The organism is Bacillus sp. TCT6 (genome assembly GCF_056033845.1).
Genome location: NZ_JBVYHX010000001.1, coordinates 2,491,267 through 2,515,099, shown reverse-complemented (window position 1 = coordinate 2,515,099; position 23,833 = coordinate 2,491,267). Strand labels below are relative to the sequence as shown.

Here is a 23,833-nt window from a genome sequence, read left to right as displayed (position 1 = left end):
ACAATCGATAGAAATATCGGTTGTCTTTTCCTCTATTTATCCCGCTATTTGCCGGGCAGTAAGACCCCCACCTCAAAATTTAGCGGAAGCAAAGAAGTTAGGCGGGGGCCCTGCTGCTCGTAAATGCCCGATTGGTGAGTGCTGATTACAGTTTCACTTTATAAAGAAGGGGGGAGTGGGAAAATACTTTCACACCTGCATTAAATTTTACTTAATAAGAAATCTTTGAGTTTCTCAACTTTTATATAAAAATAAAACTGAATTTTCAGTTATTTTTTATATAGTAAAAGAGAACGAATAAGGGGAGGGAACATTTTGAGTAAAAAGAAAATGGCAATTACACTGTCAGCAATGCTATCTGCAACAATTATACCTAGCTTTACTATGGATGTGCATGCAGAGAATAAGGAAGAGACTAAAAATACGAAAATTGAATTAGAAAATGGGATGACAAAGCCGATTTATTCTCTCGATGAAGCTATTATCGAAAATTTATATGTAGAGACAGAAGTTGATAGTGATCGCGACGGTAAGAAAGACAGAGTATCGATAAAAGTTATGCGTCCAAAGACAGATCCGAATGTGAAGGTTCCTGTTATTTATGAAATGAGTCCATATCGATCTGGATTAAAAGATGTTCCTGTATATAATGTAGATGAAGAATTGTATGCGTATGAAGGAAAACCGTATGGAGCAGTTAATCTTGGTTCGTATGGGAACTATTACGTGCCAAGAGGTTATGCAGTTATTCTAGGCGAAAGTATCGGTACTGGAAAATCAGATGGATGCCCTACAACTGGAGATGAACAAGAAATACTCGGTACAAAGTCTGTTATTGATTGGGTAAACGGTCGCGCGAAAGCATTTACAGAACAGGGTGAGGAAGTTCAGGCAAATTGGTCTACAGGAAATGTAGGTATGACTGGCGTTTCTTATAATGGTACATTACCAAATGCTGTTGCGACTACTGGAGTTGAAGGTTTAAAAACAATTATTCCAATCGCAGCAATTAGTAGTTGGTATGATTATTATCGTGCAAATGGTGCAGTCATTGCTCCAGGCGGATATCAAGGAGAAGATACAGATAATATGGCAGAAGCAGTACTGACAAGAAAGAATTCAGAAGTTTGTGGTCCGATAATGACAGAACTTACTGCTGGACAAGATCGGAAAACGGGTAATTATAACGATTTTTGGGATAAAAGAAATTATGTAAAAGATGCTAAAAATGTAAAAGCGAGTGTATTTGTTGTTCATGGTTTAAACGATTGGAATGTTAAGACGAAACAGTTCGCACAATGGTGGGATGCTCTTGGAGAAAATGATGTACCTCGTAAAATGTGGCTACACCAAGGTGTTCATGGTGGGACATCAAGTAATAACTGGCAGCAAACACAAAATAAATGGTTAGATTATTGGTTGTACGGAATTGAAAATGGAATTATGGATGAACCAATGGTTGATGTGCAAAGAGAAAATAAATCGTGGCAAAAGATAAAAAATTGGCCAGATCCAGCGGCTGTACCTTCAAAAATCCGTATGTATTTAAGTAATAAATCAGTCAATTTGCGACTAAGTATGGGATCGGTTAATAAAGTTTTCTCATTCGTAGATGATGCACAAATAAAATCAAATCAATTAGTAGCAAACCCAGAATTAGAAGTAGCCAATCGATTAGTATATACAATGCCTGTACTGCAAAAAGATACGCGTATAAGTGGTATGCCAAATATTTCAATTACAGGAAATATTGATCAATCTGTATCAAATTTAACAGCATTACTTGTTGACTATGGAGGAGCGAAGCCGGAAATCGTAACGAGAGGCTGGATGGATCCACAAAACTTAAAGAGTATAGAAAATTCAACGGCGATTCAACCGGGCAAAGATTATACATTTACATGGGACATGCAGCCAGATGATTATGTATTTAAAGTGGGGCATCAAATCGGAGTTGTTTTAATTGCAAGTGATTATGATTATACAATTAGACCGAAAGCTGGAACGAAACTTACAGTGAAATTAAGTGAAGTGACATTGCCGATTGTGAAATAAATATTTTTTCTAAAGAGCTTACTAAAGTAAGCTCTTTAATTTACAGTCTGAATTTTTAATTTTTATATTTCAAATTGGAAGGTTATGTAATACAATATCATTATATTCTATGGAAAGTGAGTGATATATTATGACAGTCAGCTCTTTCAAAATCTCATTAAAATTCGAGGTACAGGAAGATTAGTTGAATTGAAATCTTCCGTACGTAAAAACGGAGGAGAAAATAAATGTTTAGTTTTTATAGTACACTTTGTACGGAACTGTATGATTACACAAAACCAGTCGGTTATTCTTTAAATGGTGATATTGAGTATTACAAAGAACGTTTAAAAGATTGTAGAGGAAGAATCCTCGAAGCTGCAGTAGGTTCAGGGCGTGTCATCATTCCACTTCTAGAGGCTGGTTTTACAGTAGATGGGATAGATTATTCACCTGAAATGCTAGATTCTTGCCGTAAGCGCTGTAAAGAGAGAGGCTTACATCCTAATTTATATGAAGGAAGCTTGCAACAATTATCACTTCCGCATAAATATGAGGCAATTATCATTCCTACTGGATCTTTTTGTTTAATTGAAAATCGTGTCGATTCTATAAACGCATTGAAATATTTTTATGAACATCTTAATCCAGGCGGACGATTAATCGTAGATATTATGCTTCCGTATGACTGGAAGACTGGGGAAATTCATACATCGACTTTTTCTTTGCCGAGCGGAGACGGAATCACATTAGAAAATAAATCAATTGAAATAGATTGGCTGAACCAAGTTACTGTATCATATTTGAAATATGAAAAGTGGAGTAAAGGACAGTTAGTACAAACAGAACTACAACGCTTTGCGGTACGTTGGTATGGAATAGAAGAGTTTAAACTTCTGTTAGAAAGTATAGGTTTCTCTAATATTACTTGCTCTGCTGAATATGCTTATAAAAACGAACCGTCAAATGCAAATCAAATGTTTACTTTTGAAGCTGTGCGAAAAGAATAGAACTAATACTATGAATAAAAAAATAAGGCAATCGATTAAAAATCGGCTGCCTTATTTTTAATTTTATGTAATTGTTTATAGAGAAAGATCGGAGGGAAATAAATGAAACTTATATTAATATTTGGCCCACAAGCAGTTGGGAAAATGACAGTGGGTCAAGAATTAGCAACATTAACCGGTTTAAAACTTTTTCATAACCACATGACAATTGATTTAGTAAGTCCAATTTTTGATTACAGTACGACAGAAGCAAAAAGGCTAGTAAGTTTATTTCGTAATGAAATATTTGAAGAAGTATCTAAAAGTGATTTATCTGGAATGATTTTTACGTATATATGGGCATTTGACCTCCAATCGGATTGGGATTATATACATTATGTAGAAAGTATTTTTGAATCAAAAGGTGGGACAGTGTATTTTATAGAGCTGGAAGCGGAATTAGATGAAAGATTAGAACGGAATAAAAGTCTGAATAGATTAGAACATAAACCGAAAAAAAGAGATATTGAGTGGTCTCAAAATAATTTGAAAGAGACGATGAAAAAGCATAGATTAAATTCTCTTCATGGTGAAATTGAAAAAGAAGAGTATATAAAAATTAATAACACGTATTTGAGTGCAAAAGAAGTAGCGGAAATGATTAAAGAGAAGTTTCAATTGTAAAATTTTTGAAGTCTATTTCGTTTCCATTGTCTAAGCATTCTCCTACTAATTACATATACTATTTATGTTAAAATCGGTCGCTATTTTAATATATATAACTATACAGGGAAGAGGAGAGAATAAATTTGGAAAACGTAGAACAAGATAGAATTGAAAATCAAGTGTATTCAAATCGTGTAGTAAGATCAGAATTTGATGCGAATTGGGAAACTTGTATATCAAAGAGTGGTTATGTAATTTATGTAGCAACAAGTAATAATGCTGAAGTAATAGTGCTTCTTGCAGATGGTTCAAGTAAATTATTAATTTTTGAAAAAGGCGGTAAAGTAGTAGTAGGTGGCGGTGGAACAAGTCGTTACAGTAAGCCGCATATTGCAATAAATATTTAAGGTAAAACATGTTAATTGGGAAGAAGCTGGAAAACGGTTAGTCATTCATATTTAGAGAATGACTAACCGTTTTTAAATGTGGTTTTTGAAGAATTATATAAGCAATATAAAAAGCATTTCCTATTTCGGCAAATGCTTTTTATATGTTATAGTATAATAGTGTCCTAAAGTAATGTTATTTTAATATATTTCAAATTTTGTTGTGTATTATTTTTATATTAAATTAGCACCTAAAGTATTTTTTTATATAAGGAGTAATAATTAGAGAAATGAAAAATATAGACTTTATACTAGAAAGTGATGAGGCATTAAAACCGTCTGAACGATTGGTGCTATTATTATTAGAGAAGCATAGAATGTTATATACGAACGATCTATTGGCATTATCAAATTTATCATATAAAACATTAACAGATTCATTAACGGCGCTTGTTTTAAAATCGTATGTGTTAAAGGAAACAGGTAAGGGAAGAAGACAGAATTGCTATAGATTAGTATGATAAGGCAGCTGTTTTAGAGAATTTTACATATGTTTTTTTCAAACGTAAGGTGAAAAAAGTTTTTTGTTTTCAAACGAAAAACTCACTATAAGAGGGACGAAGATAGTGGCGTTTCATTTTTGTAAACGTAATTATTTCGTCATTGAAAATACAAAAAAATAAACCGCATAAAACAGAAATAAAAAAACAATCCATTTTTAAAATGGATTGTTTTTTTATTGGAATAATATTATTTGATATGTTGAAAGCATGAATAGCAGAATAAACATTACCTGTTTTATTTCATGCAACTGAACAAATATGATGAAAACTATGTGTATAGTTTTTTGCTTGCTTTTTCAGTAACTCTAATGAAATCATGGTCTTCATTGTTTAAAGGCAGTATTTTTAACATTATTGCTATTCAGCATTAAGCACAAAAAGGGATATATAATATTGTTATGTAAACTTAAGGTTTTAAAAGGAAAATGTAATAATTAATAGAACATGTAGAAGGAGATGCTTAAATAGTTTGAAGGATGGGAGATTATTATGGAGCATTTACAATCAATAGCACAAGCTGTTATAAGTGGTCATAAGGAAAAAGTAGTGAAGTTTATAAAGGCGAGTCCAAGTATTGTTAACGAATGTAGTGAAGATGGCTGGACACCACTTCATTTAGCAGCTTATTTTGGACAAAAAGAAATAGCGAGTTTTCTTTTAGAAAGCGGTGCAGATATACATAGTAGAGCGAAAAACGAAAATGAAAATACGCCTTTGCAAGCAGCAATCGCGAACAAGCAAAGTGAACTTGTTGCTTTCTTAATTGAAAAAGGATCAGATGTAAATATTATGCAAAGTGGTGGCTGGACAGGACTTCACGAAGCGGCATTATTAGGAAATGAAGAAATAATTATGTTACTCCTTAAAAATGGAGCTAATAAGATGATAAAGAAAAATGATGGGAAAACAGCGTATGATATTGCATTAGAAAAAGGATATGATCACCTTTTACATCATTTGAAACAGGAAGTGAACTTATGATGAATAAATGGAGTGTTGGTATATTTTTATTTAATGAAGTAGAAGTGTTAGATTTTGCAGGACCATTTGAAGTTTTTTCTGTAACTGAGGTGAATGAAGAAAAACCATTTACTGTTTATACAGTTAGCGAGAATGGAGAAATGATTACAGCAAGGAATGGATTGAAGGTACAGCCAGATTATAGTATTGAAAATTTACCACCAGTGGATATTTTAATAATTCCGGGTGGGCTAGGTGCTAGAAAATATGAAATAAAAAATGAAATAGTAATAAAATGGATTCGCCAACAAATGAAAGAAGTAAAGCTGATGACTTCAGTTTGTACAGGAGCGTTATTACTGGCGAAAGCAGGTTTACTGGAAGGGTTAAAAGCAACAACACATTGGGCTAGTATTGAAAAGTTTAAAAATGAGTTTCAAAATGTTGAAGTTATAGAAAATGTAAAGTTTGTAGATGAAGGACATATTATAACATCTGCCGGAATTTCAGCTGGAATTAATATGGCATTTCATATTGTGAAAAACTTGTTAGGTGTGCATGTTGCGGAGGACACAGCGAAGCGAATGGAGTATGATATTAGTTTGCCAAATTAAAAAGCCCGGATTGGGCTTTTTATATTGAATGAATATAGTTAAGCTCTTCATCACTCAAAATAGGGCGAACAGATGCATTTGCATTTTCTTGTGCTTGCGTTCCTGACTTCGCACCAGGAATTACAACACTTACTGCCGGATGAGAGAGTACATAGCGAAGTGCAAGTTGCCCTAGGGTCTGATTTTTTTTTGAGAGCAACCGAAGTTTCTCTACGGTTTGTAAGTCTTCTTGAAACCAAGTTTCATTTGGCCAATCTTTGCGTAAATCTCCATCTGGAAAAATTGTTTTATTTGTAAATTTTCCAGTTAAAATGCCCATTTTTAATGGACCACGAATAACAGCCCCTAGATTTTTCTCTTGTAAGAATGGTAATATATCTTTTTCTGGTTTTCGATTTAATATATTGTAATCAAGTTGTACGATATCAATTTCGTTGTTGTTATTGAAATGATGAATGTATTGTAAATCATGAGTCGAAACACCGACTGCTCTTACTTTGCCATCACGTTTTAATATGTCAAATGCACGTAGAAATGCTTCTGTTTCTCTACGATTATGCCACCAAATATGACAAAAATAAAGATCAATATAATCTGTTTGAAGACGTTGTAAACTTGTTTCAAATACGGCGATGATTTTTTCAGGAGTATCATATACAGGAACGCCATTAGGGTCATAGTGATGTCCGATTAAACCACCTTTCGTTGATAGTATAATATCATTACGATGTCCTTTAATCGCGGTAGCCACCAACTTTTCACTATGTCCTAAACCATACACATCCGCAGTATCAATAAAATTCACACCACACTCAATGGCTTTTTTTATAGCAGTTATAGATTGTTTATCGTTAACAGGTCCCCATTCATCACCACCGATTGCCCATGCCCCAAAACCTATTTCAGAAACAGTTATTCCAGTGTTACCTAATGTGCGGTAATGCATATTTTCCCTCCTTGTAAGCATGTTATAACATGGATATGTAGGGAAGGAATTTTGTGTGTGAAAAAACTCTTCTACAATAGTAGAAAAAGAATTACAGAAACTACTATTTTATAGCAGCATGTATAAAAAAAATCGGTGTAAATATGGAAATGTCGTCGAATGCTATCTTTAATTGGTTAATTTATGGGATATTTTTGTGAAGGAGTTTATTTTATAAGAATAGAATTTAGTTTAGTAAGAAAACGTGCCGATGGTAGTGAAAAATATGGGTTAGGGGGATTTGAATGAGGAAACTCAAACGAGTAAATGTTCCTAATATACCAGAGCAGTTATCACAACCTAGTGACAAGCGTAGGATAAATAAAAAGAAGTTAAGGCGACTTATTTTAATGGTCCTTTTTATTGCAGCAACTACTCTGTACGTTCAATATATTTTAACGAAACAACAAGAAGTAATTGATAAGAAGAAAGGTACGATTACGGATCAAAAGGAACAATTAGTATCTTTAAAGAAAGATAAAGATTCTTTAAAGACTAACATAGAAAATTTAACAGACGATGAGGAAGAAATTTTGAAGTTTGCGAGAAAAGAGTATCAATTTTCTAAGTCAAATGAAACTATATTTGTGATGCCCAAGTAATGAAAAAAATAGTTAGCCGTCGCTAACTGTTTTTTTATGTATGAATGTAATGGTACAAGGAATAATCACATATTGTAAAAATGAAGAGTTTAAGCTATTTTCATAGATATGGAATATGCACTAAAATAAATGTTGTTAAAATTCTGTCAATTATATTATAATACAAGGTAAGCGGATACATTTTTTAATCAACGTTGAGTTCCTCGCTCATACGACTATTAAGAAACCCGTTATCCTCGTATACGAAAGGAAGATAGCTGTGTACGCTTCAAATACAATTTATATCGTAGGGGATGCGAAAGCACCTCAAAATAATCCCATTACTGAAAAGTTTAAAAGCTATTTCGTAGCATTTGTACTTGTTAAGGATACAGGGGAAATTGTAGATGCAGACTGCTCAGCGACAATTGCATTAACATCTCAATTTGTTAAATATTTATTTCTACATAAAAATATAAATGACCCGGCGTTAGTAATGGAAGTAAAGAACCGATATTTCGGCTCTTCTCAAAAAGCGTTACTTGTAGCGCTAAAAGATGCACAGAAAAAATATAATCAGATTGCTGCTTTGTCTACTCAATCATAGACAAAATCCAGCCGTAAGAATCATTCTTATGGCTGGATTTTTTTATTTCACATTATCATCCTACATCAAAAGTAAACGGAAACAAAGTAGAGAGATAGGAGAGTAAATGCCCAATAGGTTTACTTAATAATCTGTGGGTATAAATCTCCGGTGGATTAAAATTTCACTTCATTGGAGAACGAAAGGATGAACAAAATGAAAATTACAGATGTAAAAGTAAATCGTAGACGTGTAAAACTTCATACACCGTTTAAAACCGCGCTTCGTACTGTAACAGAAATTGAAAGTATAGATGTTTATATTCATACAGATGAAGGAGTGATTGGTAAGGGAGCTGCAGCCGCAACGCCAGTTATTACGGGTGATTTCACCAGTGGAATAGAAGAAGCGATTTTAGGACCGATGCGTTCATGTTTAATTGGTCAAGATATCATTCAGTTTCAGCAGTTACTACAGCGCATTCAAATGAGTTGTATTAGAAATTCAAGTGCGAAAGCAGCGGTAGATATCGCTTTATATGATGTATATTGCCAATATCAAAAGGTGCCGTTATATGCATTGTTAGGCGGGAAGAAAGAAATTTATACGGATATTACAGTGAGTGTGGATGAGCCTGTATTAATGGCAAAAGAAGCGAAGAAACATATAGAAAAAGGATTTCAAACATTAAAGATTAAAGTGGGTAAAGAGGCGCATTTAGATTTGGAACGTATTGAGGCAATTCGAAATGTGGTACCAAGAAATACGACATTACGTTTAGATGCGAATCAAGGTTGGAGTCCAAAAGAAGCGGTCTCTATCATTCAAGGGATGGAAAATCGTAATTTAAATATAGAATTTATTGAACAACCAGTACACGCGAAAGATTGGGATGGGTTAAAGTACGTCAAAGATCGTGTGCAAACGCCAATTATGGCCGATGAAAGTATATTTTCAGCAAGTGATGCATTAAAGCTCGTTCAAGGAAGATATGCAGACTTAATTAATATTAAATTAATGAAATGTGGTGGCATACGTGAAGCATGGCGTATTGCAGATATCGCAGAAACAGCTGGTGTGAAGTGTATGGTGGGAAGCATGATGGAATCTTCACTTTCCGTTAGTGCTGTTGCGCATTTAGCGGCAGCGCATCCTAATATTCATTATTTTGATCTTGATGCACCGCTTTGGTTAATGGAAGAGCCGGAAGGAATGACTTATTCTGGATCAAAGGTAAACCTTCAATCGACAGTGAATAGTAAGTCTTAGGAGAAGAGACTAGTAAACTATTTTTTTAAGGGGGATATATATGAAAAAAGTAGGAACTGCATTTTTAACAACTTTATTTATATTTTCATCGTTTACATCGGCAAATGCTGAAGAAAAGAAGGATAATAAAGCATTTATAGATGTATCTGCTGCAACGTTATGGACAGCACCTGATGCATTAAGGCCAATCGATACACCGAGTGCAACAAATCCAGTGGATCTATGGAAATGGACGAAATCAATGACACTTGACGAGAAACTATGGTTAACAAATGCAAATAAATTAGAAACACAAGCGTTACTCGGTCAAGAAGTAACTGTTATTGATAAGAAAGGCGAGTGGGTGAAGGTATTAGTGCATGGACAGCCAACGCCACGAAATGAAGAAGGTTATCCGGGCTGGATGCCTGAAAAGCAATTAACATATAATCAAGAATTTGCAGATAAAACAACTGAACCTTTTGTGTTAATAACAAAGCCAACAGCGATTTTATATATAAATCCTTCTGAAAAACATAAATCACTTGAAGTCAGTTATAATACAAGACTGCCGCTATTAAGTGAAGACACAATTTCATACCGTGTATTGTTGCCAAATGGTCAGAAAGCATGGCTACGAAAAAATGATGGAACAGTTTACCGCTCTCAAACTGATATTCCAAAACCGACCGCTGATGATTTAATTAACACAGGGAAAATGTTTTTAGGTTTACCGTATATATGGGCTGGTACAAGTGGTTTTGGATTTGATTGCTCTGGCTTCACGCATACGATCTATAAATCGCACGGCATTACAATTCCGCGAGATTCTGGACCGCAATCAAGAGCAGGGGTTGCAGTTGATAAAGAAAACTTACAAAAGGGAGATTTAATTTTCTTTGCACATGATCAAGGGAAAGGTAGTGTCCATCACGTTGCAATGTATATTGGTGATGGCAATATGATTCACTCACCAAGAGCTGAAAGGTCGGTAGAGATTATACCACTAAATACACCAGGATATATAGAAGAATACGCTGGTGCTCGTCGTTACTTACCTTAAAAATAGAGGGGATTTTTAAATGAAAAAAGTTGTTCGTTACTCATTAGTTAGTACTCTATTAGTTTCTTCATTTTTAGTTGGCTGCGCAAAAGAAAAAACTACAACAAAGCCGAAAGATGAAAAGAAAGTATTACAGTTACTAGAAACGGGTGAAATTCCGTCGTTAAACTCAGTGAAAGTCACAGATGCAATCTCGTTTAACGTTTTGAATAACGTAATGGAAGGACTATTCCGTCTATCGAAAAATGATGAAGTAATTGAGGCAGGCGCACAAAAATATGAAGTGAGTAAAGATGGAAAGACATATACATTTCATTTGCGTGATGCGAAATGGTCAAACGGAGATCCAGTAACCGCTCATGATTACGTATACGCTTGGAAGCAATTGATTAATCCAGATACCGCTTCTCAATATGCATACATTGCGTACGATGTGAAAAACGCTGAGAAGATAAATAAAAAACAACTAGGTCTAGATGAATTAGGAGTAAAAGCGAAGGATGATAAAACGTTCGTCGTAGAGCTAGAACATCCTGTACCGTATTTTACGAAATTATTAATTTTACCATCCTTCTATCCAATTAACGAAAAATATGCGAAAGAGCAAGGTGATAAATACGGATTAGAAGCAAATAAAGCGGTATATAATGGACCATTTACATTATCAGAGTGGAAGCATGAAGCTAGCTTTACAATGAAGAAAAACGATAAGTATTGGGATAAAAAAGAAGTGAAGTTAGATGAAGTAAACTATCAAATTGTAAAAGAAATTTCAACTGCGGTAAATTTATATGAAACAGATAAAGTTGATAGAGCTGTTATTTCTACAGAATTCGTGGATAAATATAAAAATAATAAAGAGCTAAAACAATATACAGATCCAGTTATGTACTTCTTCCGATTTAATGAAAATGTACCGATTCTTAAAAATAAAAATGCACGTCTTGCGCTAAGTACAGTTTTTGATAAGAAAGGACTTGCGGATTCATTTTTAAATGATGGTTCGGTTGCTGCAAACTATTACGTACCAAAAGGATTTTTAAAGGGACCAGATAAAAAAGATTTTAGAAGTACGGCAGGTGAGTTTAATAAAACTGATGTAAAAAAAGCGAAAGAATATTGGGAAAAGGCAAAGCAAGAAACAGGTACAGATGAAGTGACGTTAGAACTATTAAATTATGACTTAGAAAACTTTAAAAAAGTTGGAGAGTACATTAAAGAGCAGCTTGAGAAAAATTTACCAGGTTTAAAAGTGAATGTGAAATTGCAACCACATACGCAAAAATTAGCACTAGAGAAGAAGAAAGAATATGAAATGTCGTTATCACGCTGGTTACCGGATTATCCAGATCCAATGACTTACTTAGAAGTATTCCTTTCTGGAAGTAGTGTTAATAATACAGAATATGCAAACCCAGAATATGATGCGTTAATTAAGAAGATTAAAACAGAATTAGGTAATGATGAAAAGGCTCGCTGGAAAGCAATGCAGGATGCTGAAAAAATGCTACTTGATGATGCAGTAATTGCACCGGTATTCCAGCGCGGATTATCTTACTTACAAAAACCATATGTGAAAGATTTATATGTACATCAATTTGGTCCAGCTACAAGTTTAAAATGGGCAGATGTACAAAAATAAAAGAATGGGGAAACAGACTTCACGTATGTGATAGTCTGTTTTTTTGTACAGTTCCGAATGAAATATAGACATTTCATATGTTTTTTTACGACTTAAAAATAAAATTATTACTAAAATTCCAGTGTGAAATTTATGTAGAATCTTGTATAATTAACGTGTTTCTATGGAAACATTTTCTTGCGCTATTTCTATAGGATTTAATAGAACAAGGAAGGAAATACATACATGTATATAATAGACAAATAGAATGGAACATGTATAGAGAAAAAGGAGAGAAAAGATGGCGTGTCAAAGACAAGGGTTACAAGTTAATAACGATAGAAAGAGGGACAGAAGATGAAAATGAAGCATGCTTTTGGTCCTATAATTTTAGCGTGTGTGCTTTTTTTCATTATCATTCTAATCCCATCGAAAAGTTTAGTATCGCTTATTAGTGATAAGAAGGTAGAAGATGCGGCTACTTCTTTACAAAAAGAGAAATTACAAAGTGTTTTCTTACAGCAAAAAATGTTAGATAATTCACAGTATTTACCGATGTACGGTTCATCAGAATTTTTACGAATGGATGCATATCATCCGTCTAATTATTTCAAAGTAAATCCAGCTGGTTTTACACCGTTTTTAATTGGAACTGGCGGTACACAAAGTTTAGCTCATATTTTAAATATGACATCTACTATGGATGAATTAGAAGGTAAAAAAGTAGTCTTTGTTCTTTCACCACAATGGTTTACAAAGACTGGTGTATCACAAGGGGATTTCACTAATAATTTCTCCAAACAACAAGCATATCATTTTATTTTTAATGATGAGATAAATCCAGAAATGAAGAAGCAAATCGCGAAACGGCTATTAGATTATAAAGTTGTTCAAGAAGATGATATATTAAAAAATTCATTAGAAGGTATTGTATATAATGATACGAAACATAACATAAAAGCAGGTTTAGTTAAACCACTTGCTTATATGCATCGAAATATTTTAGATCATAGAGATTTATTTAACTCTTTATTTAAAATCGAACCGATGAAAGAGAAAACAAATAGCGGACTTCGTTCAATTTCTTGGGAAGACGCACGTAAACACGCAGAACAAGAAGGGAAAGCTGAGTCTACTACAAATACATTTGGAATTGAAAATCCGTATTATCATAAGAATAATCTGAAGAAAAAACTTAAAGGTTTAAAAAACTTTAGAGCAAATGAAACATATGATGAATCACCAGAATATAATGATTTACAAATTATTTTAGATTTATTTAAAGAGAAAAATGTCAAACCGCTCTTTATTTCTGTACCTGTAAATGGGCCTTGGTATGATTATACTGGATTCCCGAAAGAACGCCGTGAAGTGTATTATAAAAAAGTTCGAGAACAGGTTGAGAAAGCAGGATATCCAGTAGTTGATTTCTCTGGCCATGAATATGATAAGTATTTCTTAAAAGATACGATTCATTTGGGCTGGAAAGGTTGGATTTATTTTGATGAAGCAGTGCAGAAATTTTATTCTGAGAAATAAAGTATAGAAATCGGAATGGCTATGAGCCGTTCCGATTTTTTTAGTATAGAGGATTTTGGTGAGGACAATTTGGGAATGCATGTATATCTTGAACCTGTCTATAATCATAATGTTTCATTGCGAACTGAGCTTGATAAAGGTATTCATACACATATAATTGACCATCATGCGCTGAACATAATACGCCGGAAGTTCCTTGCCCATTTATGAAGGAAATACCGATAGGGCGTCCGATTAAGTATGGTATTTTTTGCTGCCAATGCATAGGGGAATCACTCCTTTTTGAGATAATATACGAAAAGAATGATCGAATGGTTGCTTATCCATGTAAATGTAGATGGAAAGGTGTTATATAATTCCTGAAGATTAATTCATATATAAATAAAAAACCGCTATAACTTCGAATGAATTTATAGCGGTTTTTATTATATTCTTAAGCAAGATTTTTGCGCTTTTTTGTCCATTTTTTTATAACGAAGTATAAAAGTATAAGTACGACGCCACCAATTGCAAATGATTTCACATACGGACCAGCAATATCGTTTATATTCTCCCAATTTTCACCTAGTTTTTCACCTAAATAAATGAAAATAATAGACCAAGGGATAATCGCAAGTGCTGTTAATGTAGTGAAACGTAGTAAAGGCATTTTTGTAATACCAGCAGGAATTGAAATCGCATGACGCACTACTGGAATGAAGCGTGCTGTAAAAATGACGCCAGTTCCGTAACGATTAAACCAATCTTCTGCAGCATCTATTTGTTTTTTATGTATGAAAATATATTTTCCATAACGTTCTAATATAGGGCGTCCGCCGTATCGTCCAAGCCAATAAATAAAGATTTGGGCAATAACACCGCCAATTGTACCGAATACAACTGCGCCTATAAATGAGATACTACCATTGAATACTAAGTATCCTGCATAAGCAAGGACAATTTCACTTGGGATAATCTCAATCATAAGTCCAAGCATAATGCCCCAATAACCTAATCCTTCAAAAAACGTTAATACTGAATGAATAAAACTACTTAACATTGTTGCACCTTCTAATTTATGGATTTTTGAATATATGCCCCTTTACTTAATAATATAAAAGGTTCACTATATGTATATTATACCTTATTCATATAGGGGATTGCTATTTCAATTCTTTTATGTCTCCCATAAGTATTATAGTAAAGGATATAAGCCACGTTTTCATGAAGGGTTAATGAAAAGATTATTAAAAATTTCTCATAAAAAAATAGAAGCATTTCTGCTCCTATTTTTTAAGGCTTCACATCTAAGTTCTGTAAAAATAACGTTGCTGTTACGTAACGTTTTGCTAACATTTGTACATAAGCGGTATGTACAGAAAGGGTCGCAATAATAATAGCGTTACGAATTGCTTCGCGTTGTTCGTTATTAATTTGATCGAACTTGCTTGCGATTTTATCAGCTTTTTCTTTTACGATGTTTTCAATTGTATGAACTGTATCTGTTGCATTTAGTTGTAAGCAATTCCCTTGATTGAGTTCTTCAAATAGAGAAGAGTATGCTACATATAAATGAACAGGATTGATTAAATCATCACTTCGATCGGCTGGGTCATTAACGATAAGGCGTAATAGCTTACGAATTGATTCAAAATCAAGTGCTGTTTTTAAATCTTCGACAATGAACAGTAAGGCTGCTTGTTCAATCGAATATTTTTTCCCTTTTTGAGGAGAGCCAATCATTTCTTTTATATCTCGTTTCACCCAGTTTTGCATAGCAGTTACAGAGAAACTTGTGTTTTCAATCTGATTGCCAAGCGCAACTATTTCATTTAAAGAAAAACCGACATCAGTATCGTCAATTTTAATCAGCTTTTCAAAAATAGGTGAAAGTGCGGTAGTAATAAAAGCTGTAACGCTTTGTCCGCTTTCAATATCTTTTTTATGTGACTTTGCCCAAGCTTCTTGTAAAATACCGAGAGGCTTTTTCGTATTCCATCCTCTTAGTGATAGAAGAAGGGTAGCCATTTCGTTTCGTGTGAGATGAAATGTTTCCATCTTTTCACCTCCAAAATAATAAAAAGTTCTTATGAACTTATAATATGTTTTGTTTCATTTAAAGTCAATTCTGTTTTGCTTAATTTTTCCTTTGTCACCAAACTGTCGGAAGTAAATAATACTTGCATATTTCGACAAAAGTTCATATAATAAGTTCATAAGAACCTTTAAAATGTTCTTAAAAACAAATCTATCATTCTGAATTTACTAGAAAGATAGATTTCACATATATCTATATAAAAGGAGAATGGATATAATATGTTGAAAAAACTTGTAGCAGTAATGACAGCATTTATGGTTATCTTTGGGGCTAGCAGCTTTATGTTCGTAGATCATGCGGCAGCGAAAAGTTACAAATCTGGTAAAAAATCATTTACACCAAGTTCAGGTCAAAAGTCAAAAGTTGATTTAAACAAAAAAGACTCAAATGTAAATTCTCAAAAAACGACTCCAGATTCAAAAACGAAAGCAACAAACACAGCACCAAAAAGTAATAAAGGAAGCTTTATGAAAGGTTTATTACTAGGTGGTCTTGGTGGTTTACTAATGGGTAGCTTATTTGCAAATATGGGAGCTCTTGGTTCTGTATTAGCGTTTATGGTAAATATGTTAGTAATGGCTGGTATCGTAATGTTAGCAGTTCGTGCATTTAAATACTTCAAAGACCAACGTAAAAAGAAGGCAGATGAAGTAGCATGGAAACAATAAAAATTTCTGAACAAGAATTAATAAATGCGCTTTGCGTATATATAGCTGAAAAAAGACAAGTGGGTCCAGAAGAAGTGTTAGTTGAACTCATGTATGACGATGACTACGGTTTCTCTGCGGAAGTAGAGGTAAATGGTCGCCAGCAAATTTTAATTCAAGCAAACTTAATCGAAGCATTACGCTTATTGCTTGACAGAGAATATAATGTCAATTCATTCGCAGCGAGATTACAGCTTGAATTAGATGATGAAGAAGGTATTTACGCATTAGCGAAATTTAATAACTCGGATGAGTAGAGAAAAGAGCTGTTGAGAATAATCTCAGCAGCTCTTTTTAGTATGTGCATATGTAGAAGAATAATCACGCCAAATTTCATTCATCTTTCGTCTACCGATATCTACCATCGGATTAAACTGAATTGCAGCTTTCTGACGAACAGAGTGAACGTTTTGAATGGCGTGATATAATTGTTGGTCGACTATATCATGTTGTTCACCTGCATATTTAGCAATTGATAGACCTGCAACAGTTCCTTGCGCCATCGCAATTTTTCCGCTTTCAATGCCTGTAATATTGCCAGCTACAAATAAACCTGGAAGAGGGGTTTCCATTGTTTCGGAATGGAGAGGAACGTGTCCACCTAATTCTGAAATGTAATGGAAGGGACAACCAGCTACAGCTGCAAGTTCGGCAAGTGGGTATAATCCCCCGGCAATACAAACAAAATCTGCTTCATATATTTTCTCTGATCCATTAATAACATTTCCTTTAGAGTCAATATTAGCAATACGTACACCTTCAACTTGATCTGTTCCGATAATTTCAAGAGCTGCTTTCCGAAGGTGAAGTGGCGTTCCGTTTATTTTCATTCCGCTGTTTGGATAGAATGTTAATCCAGCTTTTCGAATCCAATCATATTTCATAAAGTGGCTACCTATTCGTAAAATAGCAGAAGGAGCGAGATGTGCTGCATTTAAAAGAGAGTTTAAAACTTCTTCAGGTTCACCAGCTTTTTGACTTAACTCGCTTTTTTCAGGGAGTACAATATGATCTACTTTAATTCCCGCTAATTGCAATTCACTTAAAATGGCGAAAGACAAAATGTTAGCACCAATAATGATTCCTTTTTTTCCAACTTGCACGCGATGAACATTTGTCATAACTTGAGCTGCTCCAATTGACATCACTCCTGGAAGTGTCCAGCCTGGAAGGGGAATAGAATATTCCGCAGCACCAGTAGCAAGTAGTACGAACGGTGCTTCTAACGTACCGATATTAGTATGTACAAACCAATTGTTTTCATCTTTATCTAAATTATAGACCGAAACACCGCACCTGATATGTACTGAAAGTGATTCTGCTTCTTCATGAAGTCGCTTCGATTCTTCTATTCCGTTCCACCATTCTCCAGTAGGCTCTTGATGCAACTGTCCTAACAATCTCCCGCCCGGCTTCATAAATTCATCAATAACGAGCACTTTTAGTCCGAAACGAGCACAAGAGATAGAAGCAGATAATCCCGCTGGTCCTGCACCAATGATAATTACATCACTCATCGTTTTTTCACCATCTCTCTCACGATATTCGGATGCTGTTTCCCGCTTTCAACAACCATGTTTTCTTCTACAACAGTTAAGCATGCGCGTACATTTGTTTGATTATTTACTGTCACGCGGCATTCGGAACAGTGCCCGATATTACAATAAATACCTCGCGGTGTCCCGCTATCTTCATGAACTCTTAATGTCCGTATTTCATTTGCTAACAGGGCAGCAGCTATCGTTTCATGTTCATATGCTTCGTATTGATGACCGTTAAATTGAAAAGTAATACGCTCACTACTTTGTAAAGTACCTAAAATAGGGTGATGTGTAATTCTATTCATTTACTTTCACCTACCGATCCAAAAGTAACTGCACGTATTGGTGGTTGATATTTTAACGGTAGTTCATTAAGAGTTACGTCAGGATTCGCATTTTCTATCATTCGATCTATCATTATTCTGCATGTGCGACCACCGCAAAATCCCATGCCAGCACGTGTTCTTAGTTTTAATTCTCTTGCCGAGCAGTTATATTCAGCAATTGTCGATTGAAGTTGTCCATATGTAACCTCTTCACAACGACAAACGATTAAGTTGTTTTTATTTGTCATATGTATTCCTCCTCTAGTTCGGTTTGCACAAATTATATATGCAAAAATCATGCCAATATAGAGGGGAGAGGGCTACCTATAAACGCCTGATTGGTGCATACTGATTCTTTATTGAAGTCCGAGTTTCTTTAAACGGTTATATAAAGTAGCCCTTGTTACGCCAAGTTGTTTTGCGCATTCTAATTTATTCCCATTTAAAATTCGTAAAGCCCTTTCAATAACTTTTTTCTCATGCTCATCCATCTCTTCTTGTAAAGAAAGGATTGTATTATTGTTGCTGAGTAATAGGGAATGAGCTGTATGGTTGTCTAAAGTTTCAGTCGTATGAAATGGTAAATATTCTTGTTTTATAATTCCGTCTGTTGCGAATACCACAAGCCGTTCAACAACGTTTCGAAGTTCGCGAATATTACCTGGCCAATTGTAATGAAGCAGTTCATGCATAATGCTTGAAGGTAGGTCACGAATTGGTCGGTTATAGTTGATCGAAAAATCGTTTAAGAATGAGTATGTGAGTTCGATAATATCCTCTCGTCTTTCACGCAGCGGTGGAATATGCAGGCTAACTACATTTAAACGATAATATAAATCTTCTCGGAAAGTTCCTTTTCTCATTTCTTCTTGTAAATCCCGATTTGTAGCAGCGATAATGCGGAAATCAATATTAATTTCTTTTTCTCCGCCAACTCGGTAATACTTTCGTTCTTGTAGTACACGTAACAGTTTTACTTGCATATCGAGCGGCATTTCGCCAATCTCATCGAGGAATAAAGTACCGCCTTGTGCGAGTTCGATTTTACCTTTTTTCCCTTTACTATTCGCTCCAGAAAAGGCCCCACGCTCGTAACCGAATAATTCACTTTCAAATAAAGCTTCTGGAATTGCCCCGCAGTTAATCGAAATGAAAGGCGCCTTCGCTGCTTCACTTGCTTCATGAATTGCTTTCGCAAATACTTCTTTTCCAACTCCGCTTTCCCCAAGTATTAAAACAGTTGATTTCACCGAACAAACTTTTCTAGCTAATTGTATCGTTCTTTGTATAACAGGACTTTTCCCATTCATCGCAAGGAATGGATCGGATTCATCTTTATACTTTGCCACTTCTTGTTCTAAACGGTGCATTTCATGTGACATATTAAATAGTTTTTCATTTAAAGCGACTTGATTTGTAACATCTGTTTCTGAAACGACTGCTCCTATAATTTCATCATTACAATAAACTGGATTTGAATTAATTAATACGAATAAATCGGGACGAGGCTGATGGAACTGAGCGACTATATTTTTTCCATCATGTAAAGATTGTAAAATTTCCAAGTCTTTATAATCAAAAAAACGAGTAATCGGTTGCCCAATAATCTCATTATGGTTGACTGAAAATATTTTTTCAGCACCATCTGTCCAAGTTCGAACGCATTCTTTACTATCAATGACTGTAACAGAAGAGTCAGTTGTTTGTATTACGGTGTTATAAAATGACTGTAGTTCATTGTAGGACTTATAAAGAAATGGAATCATTTGCTGAGAGGTTATACAGAATATCGGCTCATCGTTTTCGTTAAGGATGATAACAGCTAATTCATAAGAAAAAGCGTCAATTAATGCAGTGAATGAGTCATCTACATAAATAATGGCGCAATTATATTCTTCTGTAGTAGAAGGGAGATAATAAAACCTTCCGTTTACTTGCTTAATGTGATTAAGGCTACATGTATGATCGATTAAAATACTTTCCAAAAACTCTTGTATAGTCGGAAATGAAAATGCCATAATATCCTCCCGTTATGTATAAAAAATTTGACAGTGATAAAAAAATAATACACCTATTTACTATAAATTTGAATTATTTTTACAAATAAAAATATTGTTTATGGAAATTGTATATGTGCAGAATTGGCACGTCAATTGCATAAAAGAAAGTGAGAGGTTTAGGGAAAGGAGGAGTATATTGTGAGGCACTGCGACGTTTTAATTATAGGTGGTGGAATAATAGGGTGTTCTATCGCTTATTACACTTCAAAATACGGAAGAGACGTAACAATCATTGAAAAAGGAGAATTTGTCAGCGGGACGTCTTCACGGTGTGATGGGAATATTTTGGCCATTGATAAAGACCCAGGGTTTGATAGTCAAATGTCTTTAGTAAGTCAAAAATTAGTAACTGATTTAAGTGAAAAATTAGAGCATTCATTTGAATATAGGGCACCAGGAAGTATTCTCGTATGTGAGTCAGACGAAGAGATGGAAGCTGCGCAGCAATGGGTAGATCGGCAAAAAGAAGCTGGATTACCGTTTCGAATGCTTGATAGGCAAGATATAAGAGAAGAGTCGCCTTTTTTTGCTGATGATTTATTAGGCGGTTTAGAATGTGCGACGGATTCAACTGTGAATCCATATCTCCTTGCTTTCTCGCTTCTGTCAGAGGCACAAAAGTTTGGCGCAAAAGCCTTTAAGCAGACCGAAGTAAAGAGTATGAAAATAGAGACGAATGGTTCATTTGTTGTAGAAACTACGAATGGTACTTTTACAGCAAAACAAGTTGTAAATGCAGCCGGTGTGTGGGCTCCTAAGATTGGTCAGATGTTAAATGTAAATATACCAATTGAACCGAGAAAAGGGCATATTATAGTAGCATCAAGGCAACAACATGTAGGATGCCGTAAAGTAATGGAATTCGGTTATTTAATTTCTAAATTTGGCGGAAAAAGAAAAGTAGATGCTTTAACTGAAAAATACGGGGTTGCGCTCGTATTTGAGCCTACTGAAAGTCAAAATTTCTTAATTGGAAGTAGTCGTGAATTTGTAGGGTTTCATACGAGAATAAACAATGAAGTCATTAAATGTATCGCAAATAGAGCGATTCGCTTTTATCCGAAAATGGCAGATATGATGGTAATTCGTTCTTACGCTGGTTTACGTCCGTGGACAGAAGATCATTTGCCGATTATTTCACGAGTGGAACATATTCCGAATTATTTCATTGCCGCTGGACATGAAGGGGATGGGATTAGTCTTGCAGCAGTTACTGGGAAAGTAATTGAAGAGTTATTAAATGAAAAAGAGACAATTATTCCTATTGAACCACTTCGTTTGAGTCGTTTTACAGAAAGGGTGTTAAACGGATGAGGTCACAAAGAGTCTTTACGACTATTGATACACATACGGGCGGGAATCCAACGAGGACATTAATTAGCGGACTTCCAAAGTTGATTGGAGAGACGATGGCAGAGAAGATGTTACATATGAAAAAGGAATATGATTGGATTCGAAAATTGTTAATGAATGAACCGCGTGGTCATGATGTAATGTCAGGGGCATTATTAACAGACCCGTGTCATCCTGAGGCTGATATAGGTGTTATATACATAGAGACAGGTGGATACTTACCAATGTGCGGTCACGATACAATCGGTGTATGTACAGCGTTAGTTGAATCAGGTTTAATTCCAGTAGTTGAACCGATTACTTCTTTAAAACTAGATACCCCGGCTGGCTTAGTGGAAGTAGATATTGCTGTTCAAGATGGAAAAGCAAAAGAGGCATCTTTCTGTAACATACCAGCTTTTTTATTGAAAAATATTACTGTACACGTCAAAGACATTGGAACTGTAGAGGCTGATATTGCGTATGGAGGGAATTTTTATGCCATTATTGATGCGAAGTCAGTAGGCCTAGAATTAGTACCAGAAAATGCATCTACAATCATCGATAAGGCGATTCATATAAGAAACACAATTAATGAGAAGTTTGAAATCATTCATCCAGAGTATTCGTTTATTAGAGGATTAACACATGTTGAATTTTATACAGATGCTACTCATGAATGTGCGCATGTGAAAAATACAGTTGTTGTACCACCAGGCGGAATAGATCGATCCCCATGCGGTACAGGAACATCTGCGAAGCTAGCTGTATTATACGCTCAGAAAGAAATCAAAATTGGTGAAGAGTTCATTCATGAGAGTATCGTTGGTTCTTTATTTAAAGGATATGTCGTGAATACGACACATGTTGAAAATATTGAAGCTGTCATAACGAAAATTACGGGATCAGCTTGGCTTATGGGTATGCATAAATTTTTTTACAATGAAATGGATCCACTCAAAGAAGGATTTTTGCTAATTCCGCCGATGGAACATGAAACGGAGGATATAAAATGAACATTCAAAAAATGTATACAGCAGTAGACGTACATGTAAATGGCGAGGCATTTCGTGTAATGAAGGACGTACCATGCAAATACTATTACAGTTTGGAGCAATTAAATGAACAATTTTCAGGTGAATTAGCAGAAGAGATGAAGCTTTTATTAAATGAACCACGTGGTTTTATTGGTTTGAATGGGTGTATTGTCGTTCCATCTATCCATAATGAAGTAGATGCAGCTGTATTATTTTTTAATCATGAAGGTTCGATTCCGCTTCATTATGGGGGCATTGTTGCGGTAATAACGATGTTACTCGAAAGTGGGTATTTAAAAAAGAGAGAGTCCAATCAATATAAAATTGAAACGTTATCTGGAATATTTTTAGTTCATGCGTATGTAGAGAATGATGAAGTTATATCTGTTTCGTTTGAAAGCAAACTTTGCTATTTGATTGAGGAAAATTTACAGGTTGGTAATGTAAGTTATTCTCTCATACAAGCAGATAAAGTATATGCAGTTGTAGAAAAAGGTGCGTATTCGCCAGAAATTCGTGTTGAAAACATTCCAGAATTGAAAAGATGGGGAGAAGCTACACTGCAGGCTATACAAAAACAGTCGCTAATAAAAAGGCTTATTTTAGTAGATCCTTCGCAAAAAGAAAAGAACCATATAAAGTCGATTACATTTCATGAAGATAACTTTATCGTACGTTCGCCAGGTTTTGTTTCTACTATCGTTTCCTATGTTCATGCGTTATTTAAAAATGATTATACGGCGGATAAACCTTTTAAAAATGAAAGTATATTTAATAGTTTTATAACTGTGGAAAAAGTGAAGAAGGAGGAGCTAGGATACATTTTCCGTTTTGAAAGTAGAGGATTTATTACAGGAATGCAGACGTTTCTATTAGACCCTACGGATCCATTTCCGGCAGGGTTCTTATTAAAATAAA

The 23,833-nt window shown here is 34.7% G+C and carries 26 protein-coding genes; 18 read left to right on the top strand and 8 right to left on the bottom strand.

All coding sequences use genetic code 11. The features are described 5' to 3' along the window. The first annotated feature begins 315 nt into the window (after window positions 1-315). The 7 genes from AC0ONG_RS12830 (at window position 316) to AC0ONG_RS12800 (ending at window position 6,212) form a co-directional block, all read left to right on the top strand. Complete coding sequence (locus AC0ONG_RS12830; protein WP_000038313.1) at window positions 316-2,055, top strand: Xaa-Pro dipeptidyl-peptidase; 1,740 nt, start codon at window positions 316-318, stop codon at window positions 2,053-2,055. 227 nt (window positions 2,056-2,282) lie between these two features. Beyond that, a complete protein-coding gene (locus AC0ONG_RS12825; protein ID WP_000490920.1) occupies window positions 2,283-3,044 on the top strand; it encodes a class I SAM-dependent methyltransferase in 762 nt (253 codons plus the stop codon). A 102-nt stretch (window positions 3,045-3,146) separates the two neighbouring features. Further along, window positions 3,147-3,707: an AAA family ATPase gene (locus AC0ONG_RS12820; protein ID WP_000767067.1), complete on the top strand. Its 561-nt coding sequence runs from the start codon at window positions 3,147-3,149 to the stop codon at window positions 3,705-3,707. 125 nt (window positions 3,708-3,832) lie between these two features. Continuing rightward, window positions 3,833-4,096 carry a hypothetical protein gene (locus tag AC0ONG_RS12815; protein WP_000432424.1) on the top strand — a complete coding sequence of 88 codons (264 nt, stop codon included), beginning with the start codon at window positions 3,833-3,835 and terminating at the stop codon, window positions 4,094-4,096. Window positions 4,097-4,365: 269 nt separating this feature from the next. Further along, entirely contained in the window at window positions 4,366-4,596 is a 231-nt protein-coding gene (locus AC0ONG_RS12810) for a hypothetical protein (protein ID WP_000789031.1), read from the top strand. 531 nt (window positions 4,597-5,127) lie between these two features. Next, window positions 5,128-5,619: an ankyrin repeat domain-containing protein gene (locus tag AC0ONG_RS12805; protein ID WP_000400675.1), complete on the top strand. Its 492-nt coding sequence runs from the start codon at window positions 5,128-5,130 to the stop codon at window positions 5,617-5,619. After that, window positions 5,616-6,212: a DJ-1/PfpI family protein gene (locus AC0ONG_RS12800; protein ID WP_000981426.1), complete on the top strand. Its 597-nt coding sequence runs from the start codon at window positions 5,616-5,618 to the stop codon at window positions 6,210-6,212. The genes AC0ONG_RS12805 and AC0ONG_RS12800 overlap by 4 nt, the downstream gene beginning before the upstream one ends. Window positions 6,213-6,231: 19 nt before the next feature. On the opposite strand, the gene AC0ONG_RS12795 is transcribed toward AC0ONG_RS12800, so the two are convergent. Then, a complete protein-coding gene (locus AC0ONG_RS12795; protein WP_000559370.1) occupies window positions 6,232-7,158 on the bottom strand; it encodes an aldo/keto reductase in 927 nt (308 codons plus the stop codon). A 284-nt stretch (window positions 7,159-7,442) separates the two neighbouring features. Between AC0ONG_RS12795 and AC0ONG_RS12790 the strand changes: the two genes are divergently transcribed. The 6 genes from AC0ONG_RS12790 (at window position 7,443) to dltD (ending at window position 13,835) form a co-directional block, all read left to right on the top strand. Further along, window positions 7,443-7,799 (top strand): FtsB family cell division protein, encoded by a 357-nt coding sequence (locus AC0ONG_RS12790; protein ID WP_001228728.1) that lies wholly within the window; start codon window positions 7,443-7,445, stop codon window positions 7,797-7,799. Between the two features lie 259 nt (window positions 7,800-8,058). Next, window positions 8,059-8,385, top strand: a complete 327-nt coding sequence (locus AC0ONG_RS12785; RefSeq protein WP_000271314.1) for a DUF3870 domain-containing protein — start codon at window positions 8,059-8,061, stop codon at window positions 8,383-8,385. 186 nt (window positions 8,386-8,571) lie between these two features. Next, window positions 8,572-9,633: a dipeptide epimerase gene (locus tag AC0ONG_RS12780; RefSeq protein WP_001038454.1), complete on the top strand. Its 1,062-nt coding sequence runs from the start codon at window positions 8,572-8,574 to the stop codon at window positions 9,631-9,633. Between the two features lie 40 nt (window positions 9,634-9,673). Beyond that, a complete protein-coding gene (locus AC0ONG_RS12775; protein WP_000755415.1) occupies window positions 9,674-10,675 on the top strand; it encodes a C40 family peptidase in 1,002 nt (333 codons plus the stop codon). A 19-nt stretch (window positions 10,676-10,694) separates the two neighbouring features. After that, on the top strand, window positions 10,695-12,317 hold the full coding sequence (locus AC0ONG_RS12770) for a peptide ABC transporter substrate-binding protein (protein WP_000758265.1): 1,623 nt from the start codon (window positions 10,695-10,697) through the stop codon (window positions 12,315-12,317). A gap of 336 nt (window positions 12,318-12,653) precedes the next feature. Further along, entirely contained in the window at window positions 12,654-13,835 is a 1,182-nt protein-coding gene (gene dltD / locus AC0ONG_RS12765; RefSeq protein ID WP_000782293.1) for a D-alanyl-lipoteichoic acid biosynthesis protein DltD, read from the top strand. Between the two features lie 40 nt (window positions 13,836-13,875). Here dltD and AC0ONG_RS12760 read toward each other — a convergent pair whose 3' ends face one another. The 3 genes from AC0ONG_RS12760 to AC0ONG_RS12750 form a co-directional block, all read right to left on the bottom strand. Next, window positions 13,876-14,100: a hypothetical protein gene (locus AC0ONG_RS12760; protein ID WP_000558692.1), complete on the bottom strand. Its 225-nt coding sequence runs from the start codon at window positions 14,098-14,100 to the stop codon at window positions 13,876-13,878. A 168-nt stretch (window positions 14,101-14,268) separates the two neighbouring features. Then, entirely contained in the window at window positions 14,269-14,874 is a 606-nt protein-coding gene (uptA, locus tag AC0ONG_RS12755) for an undecaprenyl phosphate transporter UptA (protein ID WP_000952913.1), read from the bottom strand. 233 nt (window positions 14,875-15,107) lie between these two features. Further along, window positions 15,108-15,872 (bottom strand): DUF1836 domain-containing protein, encoded by a 765-nt coding sequence (locus AC0ONG_RS12750; protein WP_000447231.1) that lies wholly within the window; start codon window positions 15,870-15,872, stop codon window positions 15,108-15,110. Window positions 15,873-16,130: 258 nt separating this feature from the next. Between AC0ONG_RS12750 and AC0ONG_RS12745 the strand changes: the two genes are divergently transcribed. Both AC0ONG_RS12745 and AC0ONG_RS12740 read left to right on the top strand, forming a co-directional pair. Further along, on the top strand, window positions 16,131-16,580 hold the full coding sequence (locus AC0ONG_RS12745; protein ID WP_000914478.1) for a hypothetical protein: 450 nt from the start codon (window positions 16,131-16,133) through the stop codon (window positions 16,578-16,580). Then, window positions 16,568-16,876 (top strand): YxcD family protein, encoded by a 309-nt coding sequence (locus AC0ONG_RS12740; RefSeq protein ID WP_000447759.1) that lies wholly within the window; start codon window positions 16,568-16,570, stop codon window positions 16,874-16,876. The genes AC0ONG_RS12745 and AC0ONG_RS12740 overlap by 13 nt, the downstream gene beginning before the upstream one ends. Window positions 16,877-16,900: 24 nt before the next feature. Here AC0ONG_RS12740 and AC0ONG_RS12735 read toward each other — a convergent pair whose 3' ends face one another. From AC0ONG_RS12735 to AC0ONG_RS12720, 4 genes are all read right to left on the bottom strand, one after another. Beyond that, the gene (locus AC0ONG_RS12735) at window positions 16,901-18,136 is read right to left on the bottom strand and encodes an NAD(P)/FAD-dependent oxidoreductase (RefSeq protein WP_001286085.1); all 1,236 of its coding nucleotides are present in this window, start codon (window positions 18,134-18,136) and stop codon (window positions 16,901-16,903) included. Then, window positions 18,133-18,465: a (2Fe-2S)-binding protein gene (locus tag AC0ONG_RS12730; RefSeq protein WP_001080019.1), complete on the bottom strand. Its 333-nt coding sequence runs from the start codon at window positions 18,463-18,465 to the stop codon at window positions 18,133-18,135. The genes AC0ONG_RS12735 and AC0ONG_RS12730 overlap by 4 nt, the downstream gene beginning before the upstream one ends. Continuing rightward, entirely contained in the window at window positions 18,462-18,734 is a 273-nt protein-coding gene (locus AC0ONG_RS12725; RefSeq protein WP_000182619.1) for a (2Fe-2S)-binding protein, read from the bottom strand. The genes AC0ONG_RS12730 and AC0ONG_RS12725 overlap by 4 nt, the downstream gene beginning before the upstream one ends. 108 nt (window positions 18,735-18,842) lie before the next feature. Continuing rightward, a complete protein-coding gene (locus tag AC0ONG_RS12720) occupies window positions 18,843-20,504 on the bottom strand; it encodes a sigma-54 interaction domain-containing protein (RefSeq protein ID WP_000885737.1) in 1,662 nt (553 codons plus the stop codon). Between the two features lie 180 nt (window positions 20,505-20,684). Between AC0ONG_RS12720 and AC0ONG_RS12715 the strand changes: the two genes are divergently transcribed. Genes AC0ONG_RS12715 through AC0ONG_RS12705 form a run of 3 tightly spaced genes read left to right on the top strand, consistent with a single transcriptional unit; the run spans window position 20,685 to window position 23,832 of the window. Beyond that, on the top strand, window positions 20,685-21,860 hold the full coding sequence (locus AC0ONG_RS12715) for an NAD(P)/FAD-dependent oxidoreductase (RefSeq protein WP_001215272.1): 1,176 nt from the start codon (window positions 20,685-20,687) through the stop codon (window positions 21,858-21,860). Continuing rightward, on the top strand, window positions 21,857-22,894 hold the full coding sequence (locus AC0ONG_RS12710; protein WP_086398325.1) for a proline racemase family protein: 1,038 nt from the start codon (window positions 21,857-21,859) through the stop codon (window positions 22,892-22,894). The genes AC0ONG_RS12715 and AC0ONG_RS12710 overlap by 4 nt, the downstream gene beginning before the upstream one ends. Then, window positions 22,891-23,832 carry a proline racemase family protein gene (locus tag AC0ONG_RS12705; RefSeq protein WP_001025559.1) on the top strand — a complete coding sequence of 314 codons (942 nt, stop codon included), beginning with the start codon at window positions 22,891-22,893 and terminating at the stop codon, window positions 23,830-23,832. Before AC0ONG_RS12710 ends, AC0ONG_RS12705 begins: the two co-directional genes overlap by 4 nt. Window position 23,833: the final 1 nt, after the last annotated feature.